At 64.5% G+C, this 490-nt stretch carries 1 protein-coding gene; it reads left to right on the top strand.

Translation table 11 applies throughout. The features are described from left to right. Positions 1-389 precede the first annotated feature (389 nt). The coding region (locus AC5Y5O_RS32215) for a PPE domain-containing protein (protein ID WP_500028771.1) at positions 390-490 on the top strand (101 nt) is incomplete at its 3' end.

Genomic DNA, 490 nt, shown 5'->3' with positions numbered 1-490 from the left:
CCGCCGACCCCTCGCGAACTGGGTAGGCCTACACCCCAGCGCGGCAGAAGATTTTCGGCCTGTCGACGTTAATCCGACCCGACGGAACCACTAAAGATGGCTACGCATAACGGATTTAACGAGCGACACCGCTACCGGCGGCCTTCCGGTGGCAACGCCACCTCCTGTGCGGCGAAGCCTTCATCTGCTGGGCGGGTCGCATACGAGGGGCACCCTCAGAGATCCACCTGGTCCCCGAGGAGAAATACCCGGCCAGGCGCGAGATCTATGGCGACACAACGTTCTACAGGGGGACCCAGCACACCGTTACGGGGGGGCGATTGCTCGGATTCTTGCGCAAGCAGTGAAGCCGCCGGCGCGGCTGCGACCAGTTGAGGGGGCATGAGATGTTGGACTTCGGGGCGTTACCGCCGGAGATCAACTCCGGTCGAATGTATGTCGGTGCGGGATCGGGGCCGCTGCTGGCCGCCGCGGCGGCGTGGGACGAGTT

The organism is Mycobacterium sp. NGS40, assembly GCF_059812735.1.
Note: the sequence above shows the minus strand (reverse complement) of the source record. Positions and strands in the feature narration are given on the sequence as shown.